The organism is Streptomyces pseudovenezuelae (assembly GCF_001513955.1).
GTDB lineage: Bacteria > Actinomycetota > Actinomycetes > Streptomycetales > Streptomycetaceae > Streptomyces > Streptomyces pseudovenezuelae.
In genome coordinates this window covers 169,660-195,469 of the sequence record NZ_KQ948149.1, presented here as the reverse complement: position 1 = coordinate 195,469, position 25,810 = coordinate 169,660, and the positions used below count along the sequence as shown (strand labels likewise).

At 71.0% G+C, this 25,810-nt stretch carries 27 protein-coding genes; 11 read left to right on the top strand and 16 right to left on the bottom strand.

Features of this window, described 5'->3' with window-relative positions; all coding sequences use genetic code 11:
* Positions 1-99: 99 nt before the first annotated feature.
* Positions 100-1,023, bottom strand: a complete 924-nt coding sequence (locus AQI94_RS25225; RefSeq protein WP_031048207.1) for an LLM class F420-dependent oxidoreductase — start codon at positions 1,021-1,023, stop codon at positions 100-102.
* Between the two features lie 227 nt (positions 1,024-1,250).
* On the opposite strand from AQI94_RS25225, the gene AQI94_RS45120 reads away from it, so the two are divergent.
* The gene (locus tag AQI94_RS45120; protein ID WP_167364524.1) at positions 1,251-1,403 is read left to right on the top strand and encodes a hypothetical protein; all 153 of its coding nucleotides are present in this window, start codon (positions 1,251-1,253) and stop codon (positions 1,401-1,403) included.
* A gap of 214 nt (positions 1,404-1,617) precedes the next feature.
* Positions 1,618-1,866, top strand: coding sequence for a thiamine pyrophosphate-dependent enzyme (locus tag AQI94_RS25220; protein ID WP_158806281.1), 249 nt, complete (start codon positions 1,618-1,620; stop codon positions 1,864-1,866).
* On the opposite strand, the gene AQI94_RS25215 is transcribed toward AQI94_RS25220, so the two are convergent.
* Positions 1,835-2,218 (bottom strand): DUF5906 domain-containing protein, encoded by a 384-nt coding sequence (locus tag AQI94_RS25215; RefSeq protein WP_158806279.1) that lies wholly within the window; start codon positions 2,216-2,218, stop codon positions 1,835-1,837. The genes AQI94_RS25220 and AQI94_RS25215 overlap by 32 nt on opposite strands.
* A gap of 138 nt (positions 2,219-2,356) precedes the next feature.
* On the opposite strand from AQI94_RS25215, the gene AQI94_RS25210 reads away from it, so the two are divergent.
* Positions 2,357-2,860 carry a hypothetical protein gene (locus AQI94_RS25210; protein WP_158806277.1) on the top strand — a complete coding sequence of 168 codons (504 nt, stop codon included), beginning with the start codon at positions 2,357-2,359 and terminating at the stop codon, positions 2,858-2,860.
* 393 nt (positions 2,861-3,253) lie between these two features.
* On the opposite strand, the gene AQI94_RS25205 is transcribed toward AQI94_RS25210, so the two are convergent.
* On the bottom strand, positions 3,254-4,102 hold the full coding sequence (locus AQI94_RS25205; RefSeq protein ID WP_031048196.1) for a helix-turn-helix domain-containing protein: 849 nt from the start codon (positions 4,100-4,102) through the stop codon (positions 3,254-3,256).
* Between the two features lie 23 nt (positions 4,103-4,125).
* On the bottom strand, positions 4,126-4,878 hold the full coding sequence (locus AQI94_RS25200) for a DUF6879 family protein (RefSeq protein ID WP_031048194.1): 753 nt from the start codon (positions 4,876-4,878) through the stop codon (positions 4,126-4,128).
* A gap of 171 nt (positions 4,879-5,049) precedes the next feature.
* Here AQI94_RS25200 and AQI94_RS25195 point away from each other — a divergent pair, with 171 nt between their 5' ends.
* The 4 genes from AQI94_RS25195 to AQI94_RS25180 all read left to right on the top strand — a co-directional run bounded on the left by AQI94_RS25195 (position 5,050) and on the right by AQI94_RS25180 (position 6,608).
* Positions 5,050-5,256 (top strand): hypothetical protein, encoded by a 207-nt coding sequence (locus tag AQI94_RS25195; protein ID WP_031048189.1) that lies wholly within the window; start codon positions 5,050-5,052, stop codon positions 5,254-5,256.
* Positions 5,253-5,474, top strand: coding sequence for a hypothetical protein (locus tag AQI94_RS45750; RefSeq protein ID WP_031048187.1), 222 nt, complete (start codon positions 5,253-5,255; stop codon positions 5,472-5,474). The genes AQI94_RS25195 and AQI94_RS45750 overlap by 4 nt, the downstream gene beginning before the upstream one ends.
* Entirely contained in the window at positions 5,471-5,656 is a 186-nt protein-coding gene (locus tag AQI94_RS25185; RefSeq protein WP_031048185.1) for a hypothetical protein, read from the top strand. Before AQI94_RS45750 ends, AQI94_RS25185 begins: the two co-directional genes overlap by 4 nt.
* Positions 5,657-5,813: 157 nt before the next feature.
* Positions 5,814-6,608 (top strand): hypothetical protein, encoded by a 795-nt coding sequence (locus tag AQI94_RS25180; protein ID WP_031048182.1) that lies wholly within the window; start codon positions 5,814-5,816, stop codon positions 6,606-6,608.
* Between the two features lie 52 nt (positions 6,609-6,660).
* On the opposite strand, the gene AQI94_RS25175 is transcribed toward AQI94_RS25180, so the two are convergent.
* The 5 genes from AQI94_RS25175 to AQI94_RS25155 form a co-directional block, all read right to left on the bottom strand.
* Positions 6,661-8,232: a recombinase family protein gene (locus AQI94_RS25175; RefSeq protein WP_031048179.1), complete on the bottom strand. Its 1,572-nt coding sequence runs from the start codon at positions 8,230-8,232 to the stop codon at positions 6,661-6,663.
* 363 nt (positions 8,233-8,595) lie between these two features.
* Positions 8,596-9,060, bottom strand: a complete 465-nt coding sequence (locus AQI94_RS25170; protein WP_031043722.1) for a DUF6099 family protein — start codon at positions 9,058-9,060, stop codon at positions 8,596-8,598.
* A 177-nt stretch (positions 9,061-9,237) separates the two neighbouring features.
* Complete coding sequence (locus tag AQI94_RS25165; protein ID WP_031043725.1) at positions 9,238-9,564, bottom strand: nucleotide pyrophosphohydrolase; 327 nt, start codon at positions 9,562-9,564, stop codon at positions 9,238-9,240.
* Positions 9,561-10,757 carry an AAA family ATPase gene (locus AQI94_RS25160; RefSeq protein WP_037942132.1) on the bottom strand — a complete coding sequence of 399 codons (1,197 nt, stop codon included), beginning with the start codon at positions 10,755-10,757 and terminating at the stop codon, positions 9,561-9,563. The genes AQI94_RS25165 and AQI94_RS25160 overlap by 4 nt, the downstream gene beginning before the upstream one ends.
* Before the next feature lie 81 nt (positions 10,758-10,838).
* On the bottom strand, positions 10,839-11,228 hold the full coding sequence (locus tag AQI94_RS25155) for a cell division protein SepF (protein WP_031043730.1): 390 nt from the start codon (positions 11,226-11,228) through the stop codon (positions 10,839-10,841).
* A gap of 213 nt (positions 11,229-11,441) precedes the next feature.
* On the opposite strand from AQI94_RS25155, the gene AQI94_RS25150 reads away from it, so the two are divergent.
* Positions 11,442-13,166 (top strand): hypothetical protein, encoded by a 1,725-nt coding sequence (locus AQI94_RS25150; protein WP_404817931.1) that lies wholly within the window; start codon positions 11,442-11,444, stop codon positions 13,164-13,166.
* Here AQI94_RS25150 and AQI94_RS25145 read toward each other — a convergent pair.
* The gene (locus AQI94_RS25145; RefSeq protein ID WP_031043737.1) at positions 13,147-13,662 is read right to left on the bottom strand and encodes a YceI family protein; all 516 of its coding nucleotides are present in this window, start codon (positions 13,660-13,662) and stop codon (positions 13,147-13,149) included. The genes AQI94_RS25150 and AQI94_RS25145 overlap by 20 nt on opposite strands.
* A gap of 82 nt (positions 13,663-13,744) precedes the next feature.
* On the opposite strand from AQI94_RS25145, the gene AQI94_RS25140 reads away from it, so the two are divergent.
* On the top strand, positions 13,745-14,224 hold the full coding sequence (locus tag AQI94_RS25140) for a MarR family winged helix-turn-helix transcriptional regulator (protein ID WP_031043739.1): 480 nt from the start codon (positions 13,745-13,747) through the stop codon (positions 14,222-14,224).
* A gap of 90 nt (positions 14,225-14,314) precedes the next feature.
* Here the strand turns inward: AQI94_RS25140 and AQI94_RS25135 are convergent, their stop codons facing one another.
* From AQI94_RS25135 to AQI94_RS25115, 5 genes are all read right to left on the bottom strand, one after another.
* The gene (locus AQI94_RS25135) at positions 14,315-14,917 is read right to left on the bottom strand and encodes a sigma-70 family RNA polymerase sigma factor (RefSeq protein ID WP_031043742.1); all 603 of its coding nucleotides are present in this window, start codon (positions 14,915-14,917) and stop codon (positions 14,315-14,317) included.
* A gap of 221 nt (positions 14,918-15,138) precedes the next feature.
* On the bottom strand, positions 15,139-15,777 hold the full coding sequence (locus AQI94_RS25130) for a hypothetical protein (protein WP_031043744.1): 639 nt from the start codon (positions 15,775-15,777) through the stop codon (positions 15,139-15,141).
* 66 nt (positions 15,778-15,843) lie between these two features.
* Positions 15,844-16,545 (bottom strand): YcnI family copper-binding membrane protein, encoded by a 702-nt coding sequence (locus AQI94_RS25125; RefSeq protein WP_031043747.1) that lies wholly within the window; start codon positions 16,543-16,545, stop codon positions 15,844-15,846.
* 40 nt (positions 16,546-16,585) lie between these two features.
* Complete coding sequence (locus tag AQI94_RS25120) at positions 16,586-17,221, bottom strand: hypothetical protein (protein ID WP_051832095.1); 636 nt, start codon at positions 17,219-17,221, stop codon at positions 16,586-16,588.
* A gap of 48 nt (positions 17,222-17,269) precedes the next feature.
* A complete protein-coding gene (locus tag AQI94_RS25115; RefSeq protein ID WP_234438785.1) occupies positions 17,270-21,430 on the bottom strand; it encodes a molybdopterin-dependent oxidoreductase in 4,161 nt (1,386 codons plus the stop codon).
* A 276-nt stretch (positions 21,431-21,706) separates the two neighbouring features.
* Here AQI94_RS25115 and AQI94_RS25110 point away from each other — a divergent pair, with 276 nt between their 5' ends.
* Together AQI94_RS25110 and katG are read left to right on the top strand one after the other, a co-directional pair.
* Positions 21,707-22,165: a Fur family transcriptional regulator gene (locus AQI94_RS25110; protein ID WP_031043756.1), complete on the top strand. Its 459-nt coding sequence runs from the start codon at positions 21,707-21,709 to the stop codon at positions 22,163-22,165.
* 24 nt (positions 22,166-22,189) lie between these two features.
* Complete coding sequence (gene katG, locus AQI94_RS25105; RefSeq protein ID WP_031043759.1) at positions 22,190-24,403, top strand: catalase/peroxidase HPI; 2,214 nt, start codon at positions 22,190-22,192, stop codon at positions 24,401-24,403.
* Positions 24,404-24,449: 46 nt separating this feature from the next.
* Here katG and AQI94_RS25100 read toward each other — a convergent pair whose 3' ends face one another.
* A complete protein-coding gene (locus AQI94_RS25100; RefSeq protein ID WP_031043761.1) occupies positions 24,450-25,631 on the bottom strand; it encodes a pyridoxal phosphate-dependent aminotransferase in 1,182 nt (393 codons plus the stop codon).
* Positions 25,632-25,810 lie beyond the last annotated feature (179 nt).

The window sequence follows — 25,810 nt, the reverse complement described above, 5'->3', positions numbered from 1 at the left end:
GCGAGAGCCCCCGAGGACGGTGATCCCGGGGGCTCGGCAGGACGACGGCCTCAGCTTCCCACAGTCCGTCCCACCTGCGCCTTCGATTAACGGCGCCGGCTACGACAGCTGCGCCTGGACCTGCGCGGAGATCAGCTCCAGGTGGTCGAGGTCGTCGAGGTCGAGGACCTGGAGGTAGATCCGGCGGGAGCCCACGGCGGCGTAGCGGCCGATCCTGTCGACGACCTCGGCGGGGGTGCCGGCCAGGCCGTTGGTCTTGAGCTCCCCGACCTCACGGCCGATGGCCGCGGCGCGACGGGCGACCTCCCGGTCGTCCTTGCCGACGCAGACGACGAGCGCGTTGGAGAAGGTGATCGCGTCGGCCGCGCGGCCCGCCTCCTGGGCGGCGGCCCGGACCCGGCCGAACTGCGCCTCGCTGTCCTCGGCCGAGGCGAACGGCATGTTGAACTCGTCGGCGTACCGGGCGGCGAGGCGCGGGGTGCGGGTGGTGCCGTGGCCGCCGATCAGCACGGGGATCTTGTCCTGGGCGGGCTTGGGCAGCGCGGGCGACTTCGTGAGCTGGTAGTGCTTGCCCTGGAAGTCGAAGGTCTCGCCGGGCTCGGTGGCCCACAGGCCGGTGACGATCTCCAGCTGTTCCTCCAGGCGGGGGAACTTCTCCTTCGGGAACGGGATGCCGTACGCCGTGTGCTCCTCCTCGAACCACCCGGCGCCCAGGCCCAGTTCGACACGCCCGCCGGACATCTGGTCGACCTGGGCGACCTGGATCGCGAGGACGCCGGGGAGCCGGAAGGTGGCGGCGGTCATCAGCGTGCCGAGACGGATCCGCTTGGTCTCGCGGGCCAGGCCGGCGAGGGTGATCCAGGCGTCGGTGGGCCCGGGGAGGCCGTCGCCGTCGCCCATCCTGAGGTAGTGATCGGAGCGGAAAAAGGCGTCGAACCCGAGGTCCTCGGTGGCCTTGGCGACGGTGAGGAGGGTGTCGTAGCTCGCGCCCTGCTGGGGCTCGGTGAAGATGCGGAGGTCCATGACTCCATCCTGCACGCAGGAGTTCGCCCTGGCCCCATCGGTCCCGCGCTCCCCCTCGTCCCCGGGCGGGTGAAAATCCGGCAACGGGGTGCGCGAGGGCTGACCGTGCCAGTGACCGGGCCCTTTGGTGATCGTTGGCTCGGGCGGAACCGGCTTGTCGTCGCCGGTGCGTGATCCGTTACCCGCGTCGGCCCCTCCGCCGGGGTCCTGGGGCCGAGGAGGCCGTCATGTCCGAAGAAACCGTGCCGCTGACTGCGGGGGCTGGGCAGCCGAAGGGCCTGCTGCAGCAGATGGAGGAGCTGATGGCGGCGCTCAACGCGGACCTGTCGGCACTCAAGATCGAAACGGGTTTTCCGCCCGATGAATCACAGGGCGTCTGAACTGGGGCGATGGCAATGTACGGTCGCTAATCCGGCCAACTCGTCGATCATGCTCGGGGCTAGGAATCGATGGCGCACCGTGCAGGGCGCCATCGGTCCACAGACGGCTAGGTCGGAGCGGGTGCCGAGAGGTCCGGCGGCCCATAGCGGAGCGTAACCGACCAATGAATCAAGGATTTGCGGCGTCAACTCGCTCCCGAGTTAGGTGGTCGGCATGACGCAGAACAACCCGGCCGCGACGGAAAACCGGCCCACCATCAGCATTGACCAGTTCAACCAGCTCAGCGAGACCATGTACAGAGCGCAGCTCGGCGTCTCGGCCTCGCAGGAACTCCGCCCTGGTCAGGAGCCCCGGCAGCCGCACCGTGATCTGGCCCTTCAGGTGCTCCAGACACTTGGGCTCAGTCTCCGGGTGGAGGACCCCGAGGAGTTCAAGAAGGCCCTCGGTCACGGCAACTGGTAGTGAGCATGGAGCCCCGCCAGGGCAGGATCTGCCGGGTCAGGGCGCGATCGTGCAGCCAGGAGCGCAGCTCGGGCGGCCAGGTCTCCACGGCGGCCCGGTCGGCCTCGGTCAGGCCCTCGGGCAGGAGGGTGTCGGCCACATCCTTGGAGGACGGGTCGGCCGACAGGTTGACCATCTTCCCCCGCAGATGGGCGGCGGTGAACTTGTCGTAGGCGAGCTGGTGCAGGTCGACGGCCGAGCAGTTGGTCTCACCTGCGATCTGCTTGATGGTCCGCAGAAAGGTCGACTTGCCGGACCGGGGCGGCCCGAACAGGAACGCGGCCTTGGTCGGGGTGCGTGACTGATCGAGCATCAGCGAGACGATGTCTTCCAGCTCGGCCGCCCGGGCCGGGCACACCTGCCATCACGTCCTGCTGACCACTTGCCGGCCGAATAACCGAATCGACTAAATCAGCTCCGCAGACGGGTTCCCCGCCGCAGAATCCTCGACATGACTGCTGCTGACTGGATCAAGTTCACACCTGGATGGCTCGCCTTCGTCATCTCCGTCGGGACCTTGGTCCACAAATGGTGGCGGGGACGCCATGTGCGCGCCCTCGGGCCCGACAGCGACGCCCTGCGCACGCTGCTGGCGGACTTTCGGACGTGGTTCGCCATGACCCTGGACGAGCCCGTGACGCAGACGCAGCTACAAAACACGGACGGGACCACGAGCGCCCATCAACGTCTCAACGATCTCATCGGGCGCCGTTCGGACAAGGAACTGATCAAGCACCTCGAACGGGTCGGCGAGCACTGGGCGCAGTTCTCGGCCTACCTGATGCCGGGGAGCCCCTACATGCAGCCCGGCACGTCGCAGCGGGCCGAGTGGGAAGCCGAGAGGGAACGGCTCTGGGACGAGCAGCGCCGCATATCGGAGGAGGGGCGCAACGAGGTCGAGGCGGCTCTTGGGCGCCTGAACAAGCTGGAGCGAAAGAACCTCAAAGTGTCGTGATCACATTCCTGCCCCCTGGTACGTACCCGCAAGGACAGCTGGGACATGCGGCAGGGATATTGAGACAAGGCTCGGGACAGAGAGCGGGGGCAGGGGGACAGCCGACAAGGACAGGGACAGGGCGGGGACACGAGGCGGCACAGCCGACAGGGACATGTCCCGCCCGTGTCCCCGGGTCCGGGCCGAGCGGGAACAGCGGAGCCGCCTCCGGCGCTCCCGCTGCAAGGGAGCAGGACGGCCACGGGCCGAGCCGTCAGACCGCTGACGGCGATCTTCGTCAGGGTCTGATCAGGATGGCCGTCAGGTGCTGATCAGCACATTGACCAGATACCTGACGACCGTTTTGGCCTGGGTATGTTCTCTGGCCTCGCAGCCCTGACGCGTCAGGGGTGCTCAGACGTTGAGGTCGCTGCGTGCGGCAGCGATGACCTGGTGAGCATCGGAGCCGTAGACGGCGGACTCCCGCAGGGTGTTCCAGGTGCGCAGGTACGTGTTCACGCTGGCGTCGTCCTCGACCCACAGCTCGCTGTGCCAGGTCTCGACGATCACTCGGCTGTCGTCGTAGATCCAGAAGGCCGTGGCGGGCGGGATCTTGAGCGAGGAGCTGAACGGGATGATCCCCAACTCGACCGTGTCCAGGCCGACGGCGCCGGACAGCCGGTCGAGCTGCGCGGCCAGGACCGACGGCGGACACACCAGGGCGCGCAGCGCGGCCTCCCACAGGATCAGGTGGAAGCGCTTGGTGGGGTCGTACAGGGCTTCCTGGCGCTTCATGCGGGAGCGGACGGCGTCCTCGGTGTCCCGGGGCGACTGCTGGAGTTCGGCGTACCGGGTGAAGATCGACCGGGCGTAGTCGGGGGTCTGGAGGATGCCGAAGACCATGGAGGACTCCCAGCCCCGGAACACCGAGGCGTCGGTGTGTGCGCTCAGGTGGGTGTCCTGGACGGGCTTGTGCCCCGAGGCGAGCTGCCGCCGCCAAGAGCGGATGTGCGACTCGAACCCCCGTAGCCGGGCGAGTAGTTCGTCGTACGTGTCGGGGTGGCCGGTCCCGTCGGCCCACGCGCGGAGGTCGTCCGGCGTGGCGGTCTGACGGCCGTTCTCCAGCTTGGAGACCTTGGGCTGCGGCCAGCCGAGCCGCCGGGCGAGTGCGGAACCGGTGAGCCGACCGTCCGGGGCCGACAGCCGTAGCTCGCGCAGCCGTACCCCGAGCGCTTCGCGCGCCTGCTGGTAGTCGGTGGTCACCGGTCCCGCTCCCTGGTCGTGCCCTACTTCGCGGACAGGTTCGCCGCGAACTCGTCGTACGGCACGGCGTAGTGCGTGGCGGCGTCGCGCGCCTGGGCGTACCGGTTGACCTCCACCGGCTCCGTGATCAGCTCCACGCCGGTCAGCTCGTCGGCGTCGGTGAAGTTGAGCCGGGCCACCAGCCGGGAGTCGAACAGCCAGAAGTCCTCTTCGGGGAGCTGGAGGCGCTCGGCGTCGGCCCGCCAGAGCTGCCGGATGTCCTCACCGACGGAGCTGTTCCGCCGGGCGTTGTCGAGCAGGTAGAGCTGGCCCGGCGTGGGTGGGTTGTCGACGACGCGCACGCGCTCGAACCGCTTGCCGAGGGCGGTCTGTTCGCGGCGCTCGGCGCACCACTCCTCATCCCTGCCCGCCCAGTCGAGGGGCTCGCCCCGGAGGAACTGCGCGTAGGTGTCGGTGACCTCGTCGGAGGCATACCGGCGGCGGGTCTCCAGCCGCCAGGCCGTGTGCTTGAAAGCGGTGAACAGCCGGTCGAACTCGTCCAGGCCGATGATGTTCGGCACGCGGTTGACCTCCTTGGGGCCGAAGTCGACGAGCAGTTCGCGCGGGACCACGATGGGCACCTCACCCTCCCCCAGGTGCCGCAGGCGGGCGATGTCGTCGGGGTCGGTGAGGGCGGGTCCGTGAATGATCACTTCACCGGTGTCGAGGTCTTCGTGCACGGCCGGGCAGCCGTTCACGCCGCTGCCCGTGCCGTTGAAGCGCAGCCGTCGCGCCATGATCAGTTCCTTTCGCCGGGTACTGATGACCTCATGATCACCGTGCCCGGGAGGGGACGGTACAGATTCGCCGGGGCCCCGTGGACATAAACGGCTATAGGCAGTCCCTACCCGAGAATAATTGGGTCTAGGCGCTAGGCCTCTCAACTGGCTCACCAGAACGCTGAGTTCATGGTCACAGCGCAGCAAGAGCCGGGCACCTCGGATGTCACAGCGGCGGTCGAAACTCTGCGGGAAGCACTGACGGCGGCGGGGCTCGTCCTGCCGTCCCTGGGGGCGGATACGGCGTCGCCCTCACTGAACCTGATCACCCTCGGCCGGGTACGCGCTGACGTCGCGCTACGGCTGGCCGACGTGATCCAGCGGGGGTGCGCATGAACACGTACGAGCCGGAGCCCGGCGACCTGGTGTACGACGAGGCAACGCGCAAGGTCGGCCGAGTGATGGGGCATGAGGGGCCGTACGTTCAGCTCCGGCCGCCCGGCGGCGGACGGGAATGGGACGCGCGCGGCCCCCTTCGGCCCGCTACGGCGGCGGACAGGCTGTCGGCGGGCGTGGCCCTGGCGAACGCCCGGAGCCGAGGAGAGGCACCGTGAGCGCGCCTTCTGTGGACACCTCGGCCCTGTCTGCTGAGTGCGCGGTCGCCCAGCAGGCCGGGTACAAGGATCTGCACGGCGAGTGCAGGCAGACCCAGGACGTGCCCCTGCCCCACGGTGGCGGCCTCCTGCTCGCACGGCGGTGCGGGTGCACCTGTCACCGAGGGCGCCCCGAGGCGTAGCCCCAACAGCACGACACCCGGCCGGGGATGCTGCCCGGCCGGGCGTCGTCGTGCAGCAGCTCGGGCCTCAACCCCATTGCCGGCTGGCCACGTTGACGGGGCTCCCTCGTCTTCCGGCGCCCTTCCGTTGTCTGTGGTGGCTGCCACAATTCTCTGCATGAGTGATGAGCTGGCGTCACCCGACATGTCCTTGGCCCTCGACGCCCCGCAGAACGCCCCTTTGGTGAGTGAGTGGCTGCTCGGCACGAGCGCCGTACTCGCATATCACCTCGGGAAGACCGACACGGCACGGATGATCGCCGACGTGTCATCGGCTGAGGTCCGGCTCTGGAATACCGAGTACAACCAGGAGGGCTACAGGGTCGTGCTGGTCGTTGAGCCAGGCCTGTACCCGACGTATGACGAAGAGGCGCTGGATGGCATCGCTGAGGTGATGCGAGAGGTGATGTGGGGGTCGGCGAAGCAGGTCGACACCCTCGTCGCCCGGCCGTCGATCCCTCGCCTCGGCCCGGACTGGCGCAGGCAGATCAAGACAGCCGACGGCCCCAAGCCGAGCAACCAGGGGCGCAAGGTGCAGCTCGAACCCAGCCATCCAGTCGAGGACCAGCTCCGGTTCACCAACGAGTGGGAGCTGGACGTGTACCGGGTGCTTCGGGAACGGCAGGAGTCCCTGCCGGACGACGAAACGATCGGGATTGTGCCTCTGGGCGGCATGCGGGTACGAGGTTGGACCTTCGAGCCCGACCTACTGATCACGTATCGCGGGTACGCCGGAGTGATCGAGATCGACGGGCCACACCACAAAGGCCATGCCGGGCGGGACCACAGCCGAAGCCGTCTGCTCCTGAACGCAGGGGTGAGGTACGTCGACCGCCTGAACGTCGAGGAAGTGAAGAGCCGGGCCGAGGTTGAGAAGTTCGTGGACAGCTTCCTGTCCCGGCTCACGCGGTAGACAGCACGAAGCCCCCACCAGTCGGCAGGGGCTCCAGCGCGCGGGCGGGGGGTCAGCAGTTTCCCTTCCAGTCGATGCGGACGGAGGCGGGGTCAAGGCCACCGGCGGCGACACCCAACGGACGACCTCGCCGACCAGGCATAAGGGTCACCTCGGCGAGCAGCGTGAGGATCTTGCGGCGCCGCTCCAGCGGGTACCTCTGACGCCACCACACGAGGGCGTCATCCGAATCGGCCTCGTGCCGTCGGACCAACTCCGGTAGGTCAATGCTGTCGAGCGGACCCGGCGCCGCTGCGGAGGCAGCGGCGGCAGCGGCCTCGGTGATCTCCTGCTCGACGGCAGCGATCCGTTCCTTGATCTTGCGGGAGGCGGTCCGGTACTCCATCGGGTCCGCCTCATCGTCCTCTGCGAAGGTCTCCGCGAGTGCCTCCAGCCGGGCCGTCAGGGTCGCATGACGAGCGTTCAGGTCCTCGGCGGACACCCCAGCCTGGGGCGCCTCGACGGGCGCGGAGAAGGCCGCTCGGGCGTCCTCGCGGCACAGCCGGGCGACGATCACGCGCTCCACGAAGTCGTCGACCGGCTCGGCAGTGCGGATCAGATGCGCGCTGGAGGTGCAGCGGTACTGCTGGCGCTGCCCGGCCCTCGCTCCGCCCGGGCGGACCACAGCGCCGCAGCCGTCCCGGCCGCACCGGTACAGGCCCGAGCCGAGGTACTTGGGCTGACGGTCGTCGTCACCCCCAGAACCCCGGCGCCGGGAGGGGTCTTTGAGCACGTTGCGCAGGGCCAGCCACACGTCGTAGTCGACGATGGCGTCCCACTGTGCCGGGCCAGCGTCCTCACCCTTGTGCGCGATGCGTCCGGCGATCCGGGGCGAGAGCAAGACTCCACGCAGGGACTGGATGGTCCACGCCTTCCCACGCGGGGTGGGGATCTTGCGTTCGTTCCAGTCGCGGCAGATGCCGGTCAGCGTGCGGCCGGTCGCAGGATCAGCAGCGTAGGCGAGCACCGCGTTGGCGGCCTCACGGATCAGTGCGGCTTCCCTCGGGTCCACCTTCGGGACTTGGGGGGCTTGGTCCTTGACGGCCTTGGGCTTCACGGCGCGGAATCCGAAGGTGCGCGGGCCGCCGTGGTTGATCCCGGCCCGGCGGTTCGCCTCATGCTTGGCCTTCATGCGCTCGACGGCGTGCTCCACCTCGTGCGTGCTCACGCTGGCGAGGATACGGGCGACCATCCGCCCGGACGCCGTGGCAAGGTCCAGCTCACCCTGCTTGACCGGTCGGATCACGACGTGCGTGCGTTCCACGATGTCGATGAGCGGTTCGAGGTCACGTGCCTGCCGGTACAGGCGGTCCGTGTGCCAGACGAGCACGGCGTCGACCTCACGGGCGGACAGCATGTCGAGTAGTTCCGCATAGGCCGGGCGCCGGGCACGGTCACCGCTCTTGCCGATGGCTGTGCGGTCGTCGTCGGTCTTTACACCGACGATCCGCCAGCCGAGTTCGGCGGCGAGCTTACGGCAGGCTTCCTGCTGCCGAGTGACGCCCTCGGCCTTGCCGGAGGGGTCGTGACTGATGCGTGTGTAGATGACGGCTCGGAGCTGCCGCTCTGTCTGGTTCGTGGCCATACTTCAAAAATACGCTCTTAGACGCAAGTTGGACCTGTCGGCGCTGGACGCGGATCTTCAGGGGGCCGGGGGTCCGGGGCGCGGGGTCGGTGAGGAGGAGGCCGACTGAGGACTGTTCTTCGGCAGTTGCCGCGCCCGTGATTCCGCCGCCGGCATCGCGGGCGCCCTGTGGGTGCGCTGGTCCCTGCGCCCGCTCAGCCGGGTCGCCGCGGCCGGAGCCGGCGCCATCTCCTGCCCGGACGTGGCCTCGCAGCTACCCGCGATCCCGGCGGAGGTGGGCACTGCCGGGCACGCTTCGGCCGCAACCACGCAGGGGCGCGGGGAACCGCGCGGTCGGCCACGACGCACCCACGGCCGAAGAGCTCACCCCGCCTCGGGCAATTCCTCCCCCCGGTCCGCCAGTCTTCGCAGCATCTGCAGCACCCGGTCCCGGGACTCGTCCGCCGCGTCAATCGCTTCCATGCACTGCCAGTACGTCATCTCGTCGTCCGCCGCGCAGGCGAGGCCGACCAGGGCGATGCCCACCTCGCCGAGGAGGCCGCCGAGGTAGAGGAGGGCCTGGCGGGCATCGCCGAGTTCGGTGAGCTGCGCGGCCCGCAACTCCGCCAGGGCGATGTCGGGACGCTCCAGGACCCCGCAGCCCCGGCCCGCCAGCTCGGTCAACCCCAGGGCCTCACCCCGGAGTTCCGGTGGCCCGGCGACCGCGAGGCGGCTTCCTATCGCCTGGGCCAGGGCCTGCGCCTGCCACACCTCCGCCATGACCTGGGGCGCCTCACCGCCCCCGGCCAGGGCACGCCTGCTCGTCACGATGAGCCGCACCGCGTCCATCGGCTGCCCCCGTCTGTCGCGACGTACCCCGGGCACGTCCGCCCGAACTCCCTTGTCCACTACCCAGAGTGAGGGCGCCCGGAACGAAAAACCAGAGGTAGACGGAAATCTGTGGACAACAAATCGGTTTCGGTGCGGATTTTCGTCACGGAGAGTGAAAGAGGACGGAATCCTTCCTCAGGGCGCCGGAAACCTCCGCTCGTTGCGGTCGATCTTCGCGTCCAGCGCGGTCAGCGGATCGACGCCGAGCACCTCGCACAGCTGCAGCAGATACGCGAGCACATCGGCGATCTCGTCCATGACGCGGTGCGCGCTGTCGGGGTCGTCCATGACCCGGGTCGACTCCTCGGGGGTCAACCACTGGAAGATCTCGACCAGTTCGGAGGCCTCCACGCTGAGCGCGGCGACGAGGTTCTTGGGGGTGTGGTACTGCTGCCAGTCGCGCGCCGCCGCGAAGTCGGCCAGCCGGCGCTGCAGTTTCGCCACGTCGAGAGGTTCGGTCACGGCTCCAGGTGTACCACCGTGACGCCGTCCACCCCCGCGGCCCACGAGGCGTCGCTGACCGCGCCGACGAGCCTGATGTGCCCGCGCTCGCACATCCGCACGGCCAGCCCCAGCAGTTCGGTCCGCTGCCGCTGGTCCAGGCTCCGGTCGAGGTTGTCGGCGAGCACGGTGAGCGTCTGCATCGCCGCGGGCACCTCCCCTGCCGGGTCGACCTCCAGCACCCCCGGCCCGGTGAGCAGCACCAGGGCGAGGGCGAGGTACCTCAACTCGCCGTCGCCCAGCCGCGAGAGCTCCGTCCGGCCGCCGTCCCCGCGGTCGAGCAGGGCCCGGACCCTCCCGGCGGGCAGGGGTTCGGCGAGCACGTCGGCGACGGGGCCCGCGCATCCGGCGCGCACCGCGGCGACCAGTTGGGCGTGGCGTCGGCCGCACTCCGAGCGGGTGCGCCACAGCACGTCGGCGAGGTTGTCGCAGCCGCCGAGCAGCCGCCCCGAACCGGTCGGGACGGGCAGGCGCATGCGTCCGGGCCGCGGGTCGCAGCCGAAGACGGAGCGCAGGGCGACGACCATCTGCTCGGCGGCGGCGAGGACCCGCCGCTGTCCGTCCGTCTTGCCGGCCACGCGCAGCGGCAGCAGGGAGGTGCCGAGCCGGTCGTCCGGGAGCGGGGCGCGGGTGACGGGTGCGTTTCCGGCGGTGTGCCAGGCGGCCTGCACGGTCCGGCGGGAGGGGTCGCGCAGGGCGGTCTCCAGCAGGACGAGCCCACCGGAGGTCAACCGCTCCCCCACGATGCGCAGTTCGGGCTCGGCCTGGACGGCGATGTCGAGCCGCACCGGGCCCTCGGGTCCGTCGGCCGTGCAGCCGATCCGGAAGCCGCGGCGGCGCTGTGCGTCCGGGCGGGCCCGGTCGGGGACACAGGAGACGGGCCGGGGGAACGCCTCGTCGAGGCTCGCGCCGCCGCCGAGCCGCGCGAGCGCGTCGTACGCCCTGAGCGCGCTCGTCTTGCCGCTGCCGCTGGGGCCGGCGAACAGGGTCAGCGGCCCGAGCGGGAGCCCGGCCCGCCGGTGCACGGCGTACGCGGAGAGCCGCAGCTCGGTGAGGCAGGGCCGGTCGGGGCGGCGCTCGGCACCCTGCGCCGGCTCCGCGAGCGGGGAAGCCGACTGAGCCGGCACTACGGAGGAGGTGGGGGACACACGCATATCCGGACCGTAGGACTCCGCCACCGGGCGAACCGTTCCTCCGCCGCGGCCTTCCCACGAACGGGCTAACCTCCCCGGGGCTCAGGCCCCCGGCATCCCCGCGCTCTCCATCAGGCCCGTCACCTCGGTGCCGGCCGGGGTGAGCAGGAACACGTTCCGGTCGACCCGGTGCATCCCGCTGGCCAGCCCGAACACGACTCCCGTACTGAAGTCGAGGACGCGCTTGGCGACCTCGGTCTCCGCACTGGTGAGGTCGAGCAGGACGGGGATGCCCGCCATCAGGGTCTCGGCGACCTCGCGGGCGTCCGCGAAGACGTTGATCCGCAGGACCACGAAACGGCGCCTGGCCTCGGTCTCGGCCTCGGGCATTGCCCGGTGTCCGACCGCGGACGGCCACGCGTCCCGTCCGCGCAACGGAACGACCTGGGCGAGCCCCTCCCACTGTTCATCGGTGACGTCGTACCTGTTCACCGGCTCCCCCCGATCCGACTCGCCTTCGTTGCCTGCACCAGCCAATTCTTACGCCAAGTCACCCGTTCGGCCCAACAGCGACACGATCCGCGACCGTCTCGGAGGTCACATCACACCCCATTCGCCGCGGACGAAAGGGTCTTACCCGCCTCACACCGGACTCTTGGCCTCCGGCGCAGGGCCCCTCACCAGGCCCGATTAGCGTCCGATGCCGTGCTCCTGGCAGATACTCAGCTGTCGGCACCCGGCCGGCCGACCCAGCCGGCGGTGTCCGCCGCCCCGGAACCCCCTACGCAGTGGCATCGCGTCCTGACACTGCTCGCGGACGTCAGCCTTTTCATCGGCACGCGCGAGGTGTGGACGCAGGCGGCCACCCACCGGCCCGCCGTGGCCGCGGTCATCTCGGTCTGCTACGCCTCGATCCTCGTCTGCGGCGTCCTGGCCCTGGTCGTGCGCGACCGGCGCTCGCTCGCGCGCGTGGACGCGTGCGTACTGGTGACCGGACTGGCGCTGGCCCTGTGCGCGTTCGTCCTGTTCCACCGCGGCTCCGACGAGTCCGTCCTCACCGCCCAGGCGGCCCGCGACCTGGCCGCGGGGCACGGGGTCTACGGCCGTCCCTGGCCCTGGCTCTTCGGCGGCAACGGCATCGCGCTCACCCCGACCGTCACGGGCGGCTACGACTACACGTACGGCTATCCCCCGCTGGCCCCGCTGCTGACCGCGCCGCTGCTGTGGCTCGGCCACGGCGGCCTGCCGGCCATAGCGATGAGCACGGGCGCACTGCTCGTGGGCACGGTCGCGCTGTGGTGGCTGCTGCCCCCGCCGTGGCGGTCGGCGGCGACCATGACGTGCCTGGGATTCTCGATGATCCCCATGTACGGCCGTCTCGGCTACCCGGCGATCCTGGCGCTGGCCCTGCTGGTGCCGGTGGTGGTGCGCTGGCCCCGGATCGGCCGGGGCGGCCGGCTGGGGCCGGCCGGGGTGGCGCAGGCCGCCTGCCTCGGCGCGGCGTGCGCGGCTCAGCAACTCCCGTGGTTCCTCACGCCGTTCCTGCTCGCCGGGATCTACGCGGTACGGCGCGGGGAGCTCGGGGCGCGAGAGGCGGGCCGGGTGGTGCTGCGGCTCGCCGGGATCGCTGCCGCCGTATGGCTGCTGATCAACCTGTACTTCGTCGTGAGCCAGCCGGGCGCGTGGCTGAAGGGGATCGCGCTGCCGCTGGTCCAGGGCGCGGTGCTGCACGGCCAGGGACTGGTGGGCGTGTCGCTGTACCTCACGGACGGCAGCGACCGGCTCGACTGGTACGGGTACGCGAGTCTGCTGCTGCTCGCCGGACTGCTGGCGTTGTTCGTGCTGTTCGTGCGCCGCCTCGGCCCGGCGGCGACCGTGCTGCCGTGGCTGGCCTTCTGGCTGGCGACACGTTCGCAGGACGGCTACTACCTGATGATGACCCCGCTGTGGCTGGCGGCGGCGGTCACCGCGCCCGCGTCGGAGTTCGCGGGGGCCTGGCAGCCGTTCAGGCGCCGGCTCACCGGCCCGCACCGGCGTCCGGTGCGGATCGCCGCGGCCGTCGTACTGCTGAGTCCCGCCTTGGTCGGCGGGACACTGGCGGCCACCGGGTCGCCGCCCCTGCGCATGGAGCTCACCTCGGTGCACCACGGTGTGCGCACGCTCTCCGGGCTGACCCTCCGGGTCACCAACACGGACGACGACGCCCTGACGCCGCACTTCACCCTCACCCGGGGCCAGGGCATGTACCCGTACTTCTCGGTGCTGCGCGGTCCGGTCACGCTGCCCGCGCACACGACGGCGACCTATGAACTGCGGCCGCCCGGGGGGACGTACGCCCTCCCGAAGCCCGGTCAGCGGATCCGGCTCCGGGTGTTCACGTCCTCGCCGCAGACGCTGTCGAGCACCTACGTCACACTGCCGACCGCTTGAAGCGGAGCGCGGCGGTGACCGTGGTCAGGCCGCGGATCATGCCCAGCTGGTTCCAGCCCAGGCCGAAGTGCTCGCGGTCCACCGAGAACTCGGCGTGCACCGTGACCGCGTCGGCGCTCGCGTCGCCGAGCCGTGCGGTGAAGGACAGGGGGCGGCTGATGCCGCGCGCGGTGAGCTGGCCGATCACCTGCACCTGGTCGCCGTCGCGCAGTTCGGCGCTGCGCACGGCGAAGGTGATCTCGGGGTGGTTGGCCACGTCGAAGAAGTCGGACCCGCGCAGGTGCTCGTCCCGCTTGGCGTTCTTGGTGTCGAGGGAGGCGGCGTCGAGGGTCACGGTACCGACGGCGGAACCGTCGGCCCGCACCTCGCCCTGACCGTCCACGGTGGCGAAGGCGCCCTTCACGGTGACCAGGCCCCACATCGTCTTGTGCTTCAGGGCGACGGTGGTGGCGGTCCGGTCGAGCTGCCAGGTTCCGGTTTCGACGGCGACGGTCATGGTCCCTCACTTCTATAGTCCAAATTTGGATGACAGCACACTAGCCCATACTCCAAATTTGAACAACAGCTACACTCGACCCATGGCCGATCCGTCCGAATGCCCCGCCGCCTCCGGCGGGCTCCTGCCCCCTGAGCTGCACGCCTGGATGCTGATGCGGGCCGTGACCGGAGCCGTCGAGCAGGAGCTGCGTTCCGTCGTCAAGGAACGGCTGGACGTCTCGCACGACGAGTTCCTGGTCCTTTCCCTGCTCGCCGCGCACCCCGGTCAGGCTCTGCGCATGACGCAGATCGCCGAACTCCTGGGCCGTCCCAAGACCCGCCTCACCTACCAGATCGCCTGCCTCCAGCACGTCGGTCTGGTCAACCGCAGGTCGGTCTGCGGCGACAAACGGGGCATCGAGGTCGCCCTCACCGAGAAGGCACGGCGACTGCTCGAAGAGGCCTCCGAGGCACTGGCCGAGACGGTCAAGGAGGCACTCGGGCGCTCCATGGGCCCCGCACAGTGCAAGGCGGTGTCCGCGCTGATGCCCGACTTGGCCGCCGAGAAGGCACCGGAGTAGCACCGGAGCAGCCATCCAGGGGGACGCGGACGGCGGCCAGGGGGTCGTCGGTCGGTCGTCGGCGGGTCCGGACGGCACCGACAGGCGCTGTCAGACCACCAGTTCCATCAGCACGCCCCTGGCCCGTGCCACCCGGGACCGCACGGTCCCCACGGGACAGCCGCTCACCACGGCGGCCTCCTCGTACGACAGGCCCAGCAGCTGGGTGAGCACGAAGGCCTCCCGCCGCTCGTCGGACAACGCCCCCAGCAGGTCCAGCAGCGCTATCCCGTCGTCGAAGCCGGGCAGATCCCGCGGCTGGGCGCGCTCCACCGCGCCCTGCCAGTCCGCACCGTCGTACCGGCGGGGCCGAGCCGCCGCATGCCGGAAACCGTCGATCACCGCACGGCGGGCGATGGACAGCAGCCAGGCCCGCGCCGAGGACCGCCCCTCGAACCGGTGCAGACTGCCGAGCGCCCGCAGGAAGGTGTCCTGGGCCAGGTCGTCCACGGCCTGGGGGTCGGCGCAGAGGTAGGAGACATAACGCAGGACGTCATGGTGCAGCGCGCGGACGAAACGGTCGACGGCGTCGGTGTCACCGGCACGGGCGGCGAGGGCCCATGCGGTGGCCAGGGCGTCGGCGGACTCCCGTTGAGCACGGAGGTCGGCCGGGGCGGGCGGGGCGGTCGGGGCGGTCGGGGCGGAAGTGATCACCAGGTGTCCTTCTCGGGTCAGCCGTGATCCGGGCCGCTCCGGTGCACAGGGGTGCACACGGGTGCATACGGGTGCACAGCGGTCCGGTGAGGAGATTCGGCCGTGCGGCGACCACATGTGCAGTGAGCACAGGTGCTGAGACCACATGTGCGGTGAGCACAGAGGCAGATGCACGACCGAGCCCGAGGCGCGCAGGGGCTGCCTCGGGGAACCGTCTGTCGTCAGGCGACAGCGGTCCCCGCGGGCGGGCCCCGATGGGTGATCGCGTGGACGAGAAGGAGAAGCCGCGGCGCGCGCCGCGAGCGGGCCCGGCGTGTCCGCGGACGCGGGCGGTGCGGGGTGGCGGGCAGGGCGAGCAGCAGGCGCAGCGGGCCGACCAGCCGGGCCGCGACGGCCCGCAGGACGCGGAACGCGGCCCGCTCGCCGTACGCCAGCCAGAGCCCGGTGAGGAGCGCGGCGAGCAGGTGGGCGGCGTACATCCCGAACGGCACGAGGAACGAGAGTGCGCCGACACCCGACGAGGTCCCCACCGCCGCGTCGAGGGAGTCCATGCCGCCCATATGCATGGACTCCATGTGCATCCCGCCCATGTCCCGCGCCGCCGCTGTGGGTTGCGTGAGGGAGAACGTCGAGTGGAGGGCCGTCTGGGCAGCGACCACGACGGCCACGATCAGCGGCAGCCCGCGTTCACGGCCGGCCAGGCACCAGCCCGCGCCCCCGGTCACCGCCAGGCCCGCGGCCAGTGTCCGGCCCGGCACGGGGGCGCCGGACATGAGGACGTGGCCCAGGGCGGCGAGCAGCACACAGACGGCCGCGAACACCGCGGCCCGAACTGTGCGTGCACACCACCCTGCTGTCATGGCGCCTCATCCTCCCATCCGGGCACCCGTCGTCACCTGGGAGTACGGAAACCCACAGGTCCCGGCTCACCGCGCACGGCGACTCCGTACGACCGCGAACGCGCCCGCCGCAAGCCCCAGAACGCCCACGACCAGCCCGGCGACGCCGAGGCCGCGGGCGGTCGAGTCGCTCGCGGAGTCCCCGGAGGTGGTCGCCGACGCCTTCGCGGCGGCGGACGGGCCGGTGCCCGAGGTCAGCTTCAGGACGGGCGCCGGGTTCTCCGGCTCCTCGTCGCCCCCGGCGGCCTCCTCGATCCAGCGCACGACCTTCCCGTCGGAGTAGGTCTGCAGGGTCTTGAAGGTCAGCCGGGCGGTGTCGTCGGGCAGTTGGCCGAAGGCGACGTCGAAGTCCTCGTACTGGCCGGGGCCGATCCTCCCGCCGGTCCAGGTGATCTCGGAGACCGCGTCGGTGATCGTGCCGTCGTCCGTCTTGACCGGTGTCTTCAGCCTGGTGTTCGCCACCTTGGCGGTCCAGCCGTCGTGCGGGGAGACGAGCACGCCGAGCAGGGGGTGGTCGGTGGGCAGGAACAGCTGGACCTTCGCGGTGCTCGCGGTCTCGCTCTCGTCGGGCACACGGAAGGTGAGGGCGCCGTCGGTGGCGCCCTTGGCGTAACGGTCGGGGTGGACGGTGACATGGGCGGAGGCGACGCCCGCGGCGGTGAGGACGGCGGAGGCGGCGAGGGCGCTGCCGAGGCCGGCGCGGCGCAGGGCGGTGCGTGCTGAGGACATGGGTGAGGGATCTCCGTACTGACGGGAAGGGGTGCGGGGGTCAGTTCGCGTACGGGATCCGGGTGGGCGGTCCGCGCCGGTGGACCGTGTGGCGGAGCAGGAGGGGCCGCGGCGCGTGGAGTCCGCTCGCGGTGACCTGCCGCACCGGCGCCGGGGTGCGGGGCTCGCCGTACCCCTGGAACCAGGCCGCGAGGCCCGGCAGGAGCGTGACCGCCCGGCGCAGGAGGGACCACAGGGCGGCCTCGCCGCGTCGGAGCCACCAGGTCAGCAGGAGGGCCGCCGAGACATGTGCGGCGGTGGCGTGCGGGGTGAGGGCGTGGGAGTGCGGTGCCGCCATGTGGGCCATGCGCATTCCGTGCAGGGCCATGGGGTGCGTCGCCGACATGTGCTGCATGGACACACCGTGCGCTGTCCCCGTGGGGCGTGAGTGGGCCGCGGCGAAGGCCAGATGCAGGCCGCCCTGGGAGCCGAGGGTCGCCCCGCCGATGGCCGCGAGCGAGCGTTCGCGGCCGCCGAGCAGCCACCCGGCCGCGAACACCGGCACGAACCCCGTCGCCTGCGTCCACACCGGCGGTGCCATGCCGGTCGCCAGCGCGTGTCCCCCGGCGGCCAGCAGCACGCAGAGCGCGGCGAACACCGCCGCGCGCAGGCTCCGGACCGCAGGGGGCGCCCTCATGGCGACCGATACTCCCACGTGTGGCCCGAGCCCCGGGCACGGGTTCGGTCAGTAGATGTCACGCACATAGCGCTTGTCGGTGGCGAGTTGCTTCACATAGGCCGCCGCGGCCGCCTCGTCCATGCCGCCGTGCAGGACCGCGATGTCCCGGAGCGCCCGGTCGACGTCCTTCGCCATGCGGGAGGCGTCCCCGCACACGTAGAAGTGGGCGCCTTCCTGGAGCCAGGACCACAGCAGCGGGCCGTGTTCGCGCATCCGGTCCTGGACGTACACCTTGGCGCGCTGGTCGCGGGAGAAGGCGGTGTCCAGGCGGGCGAGGGTGCCGTCCGCCAGGAAGCCGGTCAGCTCGTCCTCGTAGTAGAAGTCGCTCGCCCTGTGCTGTTCACCGAAGAACAGCCAGTTCGGGCCCCGGTGGCCGAGGGCGCGGCGCTGCTCCAGGAAGCCGATGAAGGGGGCGACACCGGTGCCGGGGCCGACCATGACCATGGGGGTGCCGGAGTCGGCCGGCGGGCGGAAGTGCGGGGAGCGCTGGACGTGGACGGGCACCGGGGTGTCCGCGGCGTCGTCCGCGAGGAAGGGCGAGCAGACGCCCTGGCGGGACCTGCCGTTCAGGTTCTCGTAGCGCACCACGGACACGGTCAGCGAGACGAGGTGCGGGTCGGTCAGCGGGCTGGACGAGATGGAGTACAGGCGCGGCTGGAGGCGTCCGAGGATCCGCGCCCATTCCTGCGGGGCGGCCTGCACGGCGTACTCCGTGATCACGTCCACGGCCTGCCGGCCCCAGCCCCACTTGGCGAGCTCGTCCCTGTTGTCAGGACGCAGGAGCTTCTTCAACTCCCTCGGGTCCCGGGTGCGTTCGGACACGAACCGGAGCAGGCCCGGGGTGATCCTGGTGATGTCGAGGTGGCGCAGGAACGCCTCACCGAGCGCGACCTCGCCCACGCCGTCGACGTCCACGGCGGCCCCGGCGTCCAGGCCCGTGACCGCGAGCCATTCCTCGACCAGGTCGGCCGAGTTGAGCGGCCGGATGCCGAGCGCGTCGCCCGCCTCGTAGAGCAGCGGGCTCGCGGCGTCCCGGGTGTCGAAGGTGAACCTGCGCACCTCCTTGCCGGCGCCGGGCAGGCTCAGGAGGCGGTTGCCGGTGAGGCGGGCGAGGACGGGAGCGGGCTTCTTCGAGCGGGGCGGGGCGGCGGGGAGGGCCGAGGGGTCAGGGAGGGCCGGGGCCGGCCGGGCCTCGACGGGGGTCGACCCGCCCACGCCGTACCCCGGCGTGTCGGACAGCGCCGTCAGGATCTCGTCCAGCCATCCGTGCGCCGCGTCCTCGAAGTCCGGCTCGCAGTCCCGGCGCGGGGCGAGGCGCAGCGCGCCCAGTTCGTCGAGGCGCTGGTCGAGACGGCGGCCGTGGCCGCAGAAGTCGTCGTACGACGAGTCGCCGAAGGCCAGCACCGCGTACCGCCGGCCCTCCAGGCGAGGGGTGCCGGGATCGGCCAGGGTCTCCCAGAAGCCGCTGCCGTTGTCGGGGGCGTCGCCGTCGCCGAAGGTACTGGTGATGAGCAACAGGTCGGCGCCGGAGGGCAGTTCACCGAGGTCGGCCTGGTCCATGCCGACCAGGGAGGTGCTGTGGCCGACAGTGGTGAGCCGTTCGGCGGTGGCGGCGGCGAACTCCTCGGCGGTGCCGGTCTGCGAGGCCCACAGGATGACGACCTCACGGCGCAGGACGGTGACCATGGAGGGTGTGGTCAGGGACGGTGTGGCCACCGGGTGCGGGGTCGCCGACTGTGTGGTGGCGGCCCATGTCGTGGCGGGCTGTGTCGTCGAGGGCTGTGTGGCTGTCGCCCGTGAGTACATCCCGGCGAGTGTGCCGTTCACCCACAGAGCGTGCTCGGGGCTGAAGGGCGCGTCGGGCGGCAGCACCGGCACGCCGGGCGCACCGGCGGGAATCCCGGCGAGGAAGCCGACCAGGTACTGGCGTTCCCGGGCGGTGAGGACGGGTGGCGGGGCCGGGTCGAGGCCGAAGACGGACGCGGCCGTGGACGCGGCGGGAGCGATCTCGGCGTGCTCGGCGTGCTCGGCGTGCTCGGCGTGCTCGGGCGCTGCCGCCGGAAGCGGAACCACCGCGGTCCCGGGAGTCCGCAGGGTCACCGGCGTGGGCACCTTCGTCAGCGACACCGCGCACGCCTTGAACTCCGGCTGGAACGACAGCGGATCGACGGCGTCGCTCGTCACCGCGTTGACGCTCAGGTACTCCCCGAACAGGTCGTTCCAGTGGAAGGGCGCGAAGCAGCACCCCGGCCGCACCCGGTCCGTCACCACGGCCGGCAGCACGGCCCGCCCGCGCCGCGAGGCCACCTCGACGGAGTCACCGTCGGCCACCCCGAGGGCCGAGGCGTCCTCAGGGTGCAGCTCCACGAAGGGCCCGGGGTTCAGCTTGTTGAGCTTCGCCACCTTCGCCGTCTTGGTGAGCGTGTGCCACTGGTGCTGGAGCCGCCCGGTGTTGAGGACGAAGGGGTAGTCGTCGTCCGGCATCTCGGCCGGCGGAAGGTGCGGCCGGGCGTGGAAGACACCCCGCCCGCTCGCCGTGGGGAAGCGGAGCGTCCCGTCCTCCCCCACGTACCGGATCGGATTCCGGTCCGGGCCGTCCTCGCTCGCCGCCGGCCACTGCACCGGCGTCCGCCGGAGCCGCTCGTAGGTGACCCCGCGCAGGTCCCATCCCGTCTTCGGGTTCCAGGCCCGCCTGATCTCCTCGAAGACGTCCTCGGCACTGTCGTACGAGAACCCCTTCTCGTACCCCATCTCGCGGGCGACGGCGGCGATGATCCGCCAGTCGGCCATCGCCTCGCCGGGCGGGTCGGCCACGGCGGGTGTCAGGGTGAGGTTGCGCTCGCTGTTGACGAAGACGCCCTCTCCCTCCGTCCACAGCGCGCCCGGGAGCACGACGTCGGCGTAGGCGTTGGTCTCGGTGTCGGCGAAGACGTCCTGGGTGACGACGAACTCGGCGGCTTCCAGGCCCTCGATGACCGTGCGGCGGTTGGCGACGGAGGCGACCGGGTTGGTGCAGATGATCCAGCAGGCCTTGATCTCGCCGTCCGCCATCTTCTGGAACATCTCGACCGTGCCCCTGCCGACGCCGTCGGCGCGCAGGGTGTCCGGGGGCAGCTCCCAGAGGTCCTCGATGAAGGCCCGCTCGTCGTCGACGAGGACGGACCGCTGGCCGGGCAGGCCCGGACCCATGTACCCCATCTCGCGGCCGCCCATGGCGTTGGGCTGGCCGGTGAGGGAGAAGGGGCCGCTGCCGGGGCGGCAGAGGGCGCCCGTGGCGAGGTGGAGGTTGACCAGGGCATTGGTGTTCCAGGTGCCGTGGGTGGACTGGTTGAGCCCCATGGTCCACAGGCTCATCCACTCACCGGCCTCGCCGATCAGCCGGGCCGCCTCCCGGATGTCCTCCTCGGCGAGGCCCGTCGTCTCGGCCACCGCGGCGGGCGGGTAGTCCGCGAGGAACTCCGGCATCGCCTCCCAGCCCTCGGTATGGGCTGCGATGAAGTCGGGGTCGGTGCGGCCCTCGGCGTGCAGCAGGTGCAGCAGGCCGTTGAGCAGCGCGAGGTCGGTGCCCGGCTTGATCTGCAGGAACAGGTCGGCCTTCGCGGCGGTGGCGGTGCGCCGCGGATCCACGACGATCACCTTGGCGCCCGCCGACTTCACCCGCTCCATCATCCTGAGGAACAGGATCGGGTGGCAGTCGGCCACGTTGGAGCCGATGACGAAGAACAGGTCGGCCCTCTCGAAGTCCTGGTACGAGCCGGGCGGGCCGTCCGCGCCGAGGGACAGCTTGTAGCCGGTGCCGGCGCTGGCCATGCACAGCCGGGAGTTCGACTCGATCTGGTTGGTGCGCAGGAATCCCTTGGCGAGCTTGTTCGCCAGGTACTGGGCCTCCAGGCTCATCTGCCCGGACACATAGAGCGAGACCGCGTCGGGGCCGTGCTCGTCGATGATCTCCCGCAGCCGCCGGGCGGTCTCGGTGATCGCCACGCCGACGGCTTCCGGTACCGGCTCCTCGCCGCGCTCGGGCCGCACCAGCGCCGTGGCCAGCCGTCCGGGCGCGGCGAGCAGGTCGGCGGTGGTCGCGCCCTTGGTGCAGAGCTTGCCGAAGTTGGCGGGGTGCTCCTTGTCGCCGGACGCCTTCAGGACCGTACGCCGTCCGTCGGGGCCCATCCCGATGTCGAGGACCAGGCCGCAGCCCACACCGCAGTACGAGCAGACCGTCCGCACCACGGGCGCTCCTCCTGACCTCAGCCGATTCGATCTCGTCGACCGTACGAAATGCCCATTACACAGATGTCTCCCGAGCCGTTCATCAGGGGTTACACCGCCCGCACACCTGACAGGGGACCCTTGTGAGCGCCTGCGGGGCCGCGATCCGACGCGACACAGACTTGGATCGGTTCCATTTCTTGAACCATTCAGGTTTATGGGGGTAGGTTGGTCCCCATGACCGCCCCCCAGCCTCCGAACACCGCCGATGAGCTGCGCGGTGCCGGCCTGCGGGTGACGGCCGCGCGCGTCGCGCTGCTCGAGACCGTCCGGGCCGGTGACCACCTCCCGGTCGACGCGATCGCCACGGGAGTGCGCGACCGTCTCGGCCACATATCCCTCCAGGCCGTGTACGAGGCCCTGCACTCGCTCACCGCGGCGGGCCTCGTGCGCCGCATCGAGCCGCCCGGCAGCCCGGCCCGGTTCGAGGGACGGGTCGGCGACAACCACCACCACCTGGTCTGCCGGTCGTGCGGGACCGTCGTCGACGTCGACTGTGCCGTCGGTCACGCGCCCTGTCTGACAGCTTCCGACGACCGCGGCTTCTCGATCGACGAGGCCGAGGTCATCTACTGGGGCCTGTGCCCCGACTGTTCCCCCCAAGCCGTTACTTCAGCAGTTACTTCAGCACCGTGATCCGCCCCGTTCGGAAGGACCCCCATGTCTGAGAATCCCGACGCAATCGTCACCGACGCCAAGACCGAGGGCAGCGGAGGCTGCCCGGTCGCGCACGGGCGTGCCCCGCACCCGACCCAGGGCGGCGGCAACCGCCAGTGGTGGCCGGAGCGCCTGAACCTGAAGATCCTCGCCAAGGACCCGGTGGTGGCGAACCCGCTCGGTGCGGACTTCGACTACGCCGAGGCCTTCCAGGCCCTCGACCTGGACGCCGTCAAGCGCGACATCGCCGAGGTGCTGACCACCTCGCAGGACTGGTGGCCCGCGGACTTCGGCAACTACGGCCCGCTGATGATCCGGATGGCCTGGCACAGCGCCGGCACCTACCGCATCAGCGACGGCCGCGGCGGTGGCGGCCGCGGCCAGCAGCGCTTCGCGCCGCTGAACAGCTGGCCGGACAACGGCAACCTGGACAAGGCCCGCCGTCTGCTGTGGCCGGTCAAGAAGAAGTACGGCCAGTCCATCTCCTGGGCCGACCTCATGATCCTCACCGGCAATGTCGCCCTGGAGACGATGGGCTTCGAGACCTTCGGCTTCGCCGGCGGCCGTGCCGACGTCTGGGAGGCCGACGAGGACGTCTACTGGGGTCCCGAGACCACCTGGCTCGACGACCAGCGCTACACCGGCGACCGCGAGCTGGAGAACCCGCTCGGCGCCGTCCAGATGGGCCTCATCTACGTCAACCCCGAGGGCCCCAACGGCAACCCGGACCCGCTGGCCGCGGCCCGCGACATCCGTGAGACCTTCCGCCGGATGGCGATGAACGACGAGGAGACCGTCGCCCTCATCGCCGGTGGCCACACCTTCGGCAAGACCCACGGCGCCGGCCCGGCCGACGCGGTCGGCAACGACCCCGAGGCCGCCGACATGGCGGACCAGGGCCTGGGCTGGAAGTCCACCCACGGCACCGGCAAGGGCGGCGACGCCATCACCTCCGGCCTTGAGGTCACCTGGACCACCAAGCCCACCCAGTGGAGCAACGACTTCTTCGACATCCTCTTCGGCTACGAGTGGGAGCTCACCCAGAGCCCCGCGGGCGCCAACCAGTGGGTGGCCAAGGACGCGCAGGCGATCATCCCCGACGCCCACAGCGACTCCAAGAAGCTGCCCACCATGCTCACCACGGACCTCTCGCTGCGCTTCGACCCGATCTACGGCGAGATCTCCAAGCGCTTCCACGAGAACCCGGACCAGTTCGCGGACGCCTTCGCCCGCGCCTGGTACAAGCTGACCCACCGTGACCTGGGCCCGAAGTCCCTGTACCTCGGCCCGGAGGTCCCCGCCGAGACGCTGCTGTGGCAGGACCCGCTGCCGCAGGCCGAGGGCGAGGCCATCGACGCCGCCGACGTGGCGGCCCTGAAGGCCAAGGTCCTGGAGACCGGCCTCACGGTCTCGCAGCTGGTGTCGACCGCGTGGGCCTCGGCGTCCACCTTCCGCGGCAGCGACAAGCGCGGCGGTGCCAACGGCGCCCGTATCCGCCTGGAGCCGCAGCGCGGCTGGGAGGTCAACGACCCCGAGCAGCTCGCCCAGGTCCTGCGCGCCCTGGAGGGCGTCCAGGCCGAGTTCAACACCGGCGCCAAGAAGGTCTCGCTGGCCGACCTGATCGTCCTCGCGGGTGCCGCGGCGGTCGAGAAGGCCGCGGGGGACGCCGGCGTCGCCGTGGAGGTCCCCTTCACGCCGGGCCGCGTGGACGCGACCGAGGAGCACACCGACGTCGAGTCCTTCGCCGCCCTTGAGCCGGTCGCGGACGGCTTCCGCAACTACCTCGGCAAGGGCAACCGCCTGCCGGCCGAGTACCTGCTGCTCGACCGCGCCAACCTGCTCACCCTGAGCGCCCCCGAGATGACCGTCCTCGTCGGTGGTCTGCGCGTCCTGGGCGCCAACCAGGGCGGCACCACGCACGGCGTCCTCACCGAGCGTCCGGGCGTCCTGACCAACGACTTCTTCGTCAACCTGCTCGACCTGGGCACGACGTGGAAGTCCACCTCCGAGGACCAGACGGCGTTCGAGGGCCGTGACGCGCAGACGGGCGAGCTGAAGTGGACCGGCACCCGTGCCGACCTGGTCTTCGGCTCCAACTCCGAGCTGCGCGCGCTCGCCGAGGTCTACGCGAGCGACGACGCGAAGGAGAAGTTCGTGAAGGACTTCGTCGACGCGTGGGTCAAGGTCTCGAACCTGGACCGCTTCGACCTGGTCTGAGCAGCTGAATGAGGCGGGGGCCGGTCCTGGTGGACCGGCCCCCGTGTCATGCCTGGGAGAGCGTGGCGACGAACTTCCCGAGCCGCGCGATCCCCTCCCGCAGCTCCTCCGCCGAGGCCGCGTAGGACAGCCGTACATGCGTGTCGGCGGTGGCCACCCCGAAGTCCCGCCCCGGCGTGAGCGCGACCCGCGCCTCCCGCAGCGCCCGTCCACAGAACTCCCACGAGGTGAGCCCGGTGCCGCTGACGTCGAAGTAGACGTAGAACGCCCCGTCGGGCGGCACGGGCACCGGCAGCCCGATCTGCGCGAGACCGTCGAGGACCAGGGCCCGCCGGCGCCCGAACTCGGCCCGCCGCTCCTCGCACACGGCGAGCGACTCGGGCGTGAAGCAGGCGAGCGCGGCGTACTGGGCGGGCGTGGAGGCGCAGATCATGTAGTTCTGGGCCAGCCGCTCCAGCGCGGGCACCAGTGCCTCGGGCACCACACACCAGCCCAGCCGCCAGCCGGTCATCCCGAAGTACTTCGAGAAGCTGTTGATGACCACGGCGTCCTCGTCGTACGACAGCACACTGCGCGGCGGCCGCCCGTGATCGTCGTGATCGCCCAGGTCGAGGTAGATCTCGTCGACGATCCGCCAGGCGTCCCGCTCCCGGGCGAGCTCGCAGACTGCGGCCAGTTCGTCGGCCGGGACGGAGGTGCCCGTCGGGTTGGAGGGACTCGCGACCATGATCCCGCGGGTGCGGTCCGTCCAGTGCGACCGCACCGAGGCCGCGTCCAGCTGGTAGCGCGACCCGGCACTGGTGGGCACGAGGGTGACCCGCGCCCCGAAGCTCTCGGCGATCTGCCGGTTGCAGGGGTACGAGGGGTCGGCGATGAGCACCTCGTCCCCGGGATCGACGAGCGCGGCGGCACCGAGCACCAGCGCGGCCGACGCCCCCGCGGTCACGACGACCCGGCCCGGATCGACGTCGACGCCGTGCCGCTCGCGGTAGAACCGCGCCACGGCCAGCCGCAGTTCGGGCAGCCCGAGCGCTCCCGTGTAGCTCAGGGGCCTGCTCCCCACGGCCTCGCGCAGCGCGTCCAGCACGGCCGGCGGCGCCCCGAAGTCCGGTTCCCCCAGACTGAGCTTGACGACGTGCTGCCCCTCCGCCTCCAGCGCCGCGGCATGCTTGCCGAACTCCATGGCGTAGAACGGCGCGACGGACTGGGCGCGTTGCGAGATCCTCATACGGCGGGCCTCCGGGGGTCACGTGGTCGGGGGCTCCAGAAGGGCCGCGCGCTCATGTGGTGGGTCATCGCAAAGATGCCACGGAGAAGCCGAATGGGAAAACGTGGAGGTCCGGCGGCGCCCCTCCCGCCTCACAGAGAGGTACGGCAACCCCGCCGGGGCGTCACGGCCGGAAGCCC